General features: G+C 41.0%; 1 protein-coding gene. It reads right to left on the bottom strand.

The features are described 5' to 3' along the window. Positions 1–297 precede the first annotated feature (297 nt). A complete protein-coding gene (locus KUG37_RS14600) occupies positions 298–1,470 on the bottom strand; it encodes a PQQ-dependent sugar dehydrogenase (RefSeq protein WP_216940667.1) in 1,173 nt (390 codons plus the stop codon). Positions 1,471–1,728: the final 258 nt, after the last annotated feature.

Genomic DNA, 1,728 nt, shown 5'->3' with positions numbered 1-1,728 from the left:
TTGGGTAAGGTGAGTATAGTTCATGATGCAACTTTGACTTTGGTCGGTCGGAAGCAAAATGCTAGCTCATCTTGCTTCTTTCCAATAATTTAATCTCTGTTGCACTTCATTTGAGAATCTAAGAAATTAAAAATCATGCCCGTCGATTCAGTAAAATAGAATAATAATAGGCAAGGATGCCTTATTGAGACAATGGCACAAAGGAGATTTTGCCATTATCGCTAATATGAAAATTCCCTATTGGCGTATAAATAGTGAACACGATCATCAAAAACTTATTAAAATTCAATCTTAAAACTATTGAGCAGTCATTTTGAGTAATCTGGCATCCTTACCATCTTCGAGCACCCAAACTGAACCGTCTTGAGCTTCTAGCAAATCGCGGATACGTTGTTTCATATTCAAGCGTTGAACCTCCTTCACCGGTTTCATTTCTGTATTAACCACAATAATTGCTTCGGAAGATAAGCCACCGATCAGGGCCTTATTTTTCCATGCAGGAAACTGATTACCCTTGTAAAAGATCAGGCTGGATGGTGAGATCACAGGTGTCCAGCTAATTTCTGGAGCTTCAAATTCAGGTCGGGTACTGTGGTCAGGAATCGGCTTTCCATCATAATGATCGCCATTGGACACCAGCGGATAACCATAATTTTTAGCTTTGATAATCTTGTTCAACTCATCTCCGCCTTTGGGACCCATCTCGGCCACCCAAAGCTCTCCTTGAGGATCAAAAGCCATCCCTAAAGGATTACGATGTCCCAGACTCCAAATTTGCTGCGCAATTTTGCCCTGAGTCATAAAGGGATTATCGGCAGGAATGGAACCGTCATCATTCAGGCGAATAATTTTACCAGCATTGGATTGCATATCCTGTGCAGGAGTGAATTGCTGATGCTCCCCTGAACTGATCCATAACTTGCGATCCGGCCCGAATACAATCCGATGCGCATAATGGCCCTGGCCTGAAAACTTAGGCACCTGGGTCCAGACCCGTTCAATTTGTGTCAGTTGAGGGGTGGCTTGATTTAAGTCTAGTTTGCCACGAATTACCACTGCGCCATATCCGCCCTGGCCTGGTTCGGCATAACTTAAATATACCCACTGATTCTTTGCAAAATCTGGATGTAAAGCGACTTCGCCTAAGCCACCTTGGCCTCCATAAGCAACCTGAGGTATACCTTTCACTTCAATTTTTTTCTTGGTTTTTGGGTCAAAGAGCTGTAATTTTCCTTTACGCTCAGTAATCAGTAGCCGGCCATCGTTTAAAATGGCAATTGCCCAAGGTTCATTAAACTCAGCGATTTGTTCAGTCTTATATTTTTGCAAGTTTGAAGCGCTTGAATCCGATTTGGCAGCGGATGTAGAGGCATCTTGATTAGTTTTAGAAGAAGAATTCTCCGCATGACAGGCAGTAAATGCTAAAGCACAACAAATGATTAAAATTTTTATTCTAAATTGCGACAACATTATCTTTTCCATATTGATTTATTATTCAAATTAGCATCAAGCTACAGAATGTCTAGTATAAATTCAGCCTTGAAAAGTAAACAGATATATTTTAAAAGCGATAAGAAGAGTGAATTTTGAATTCTATTTATAAATCCCACGCATAAAAAAACACCCCCTGTCTTTAGACAGGGGGTGTTTCGAATAATGAGCTGGCGATGACTTACTCTCACATGGGTAACCCCACACTACCATCAGCGCAAAGAGGTTTCACTTCTG

Source organism: Acinetobacter sp. BY419 (assembly GCF_019038395.1).
Lineage (GTDB): Bacteria > Pseudomonadota > Gammaproteobacteria > Pseudomonadales > Moraxellaceae > Acinetobacter.
This window is presented reverse-complemented; position numbering and strand designations above follow the sequence as displayed.

What these genes read in the sequence shown, in the direction of transcription:
- KUG37_RS14600 (WP_216940667.1), bottom strand. Translation starts at nt 1,470, where the DNA reads ATGTTGTCGCAATTTAGAATAAAAATTTTAATCATTTGTTGTGCTTTA.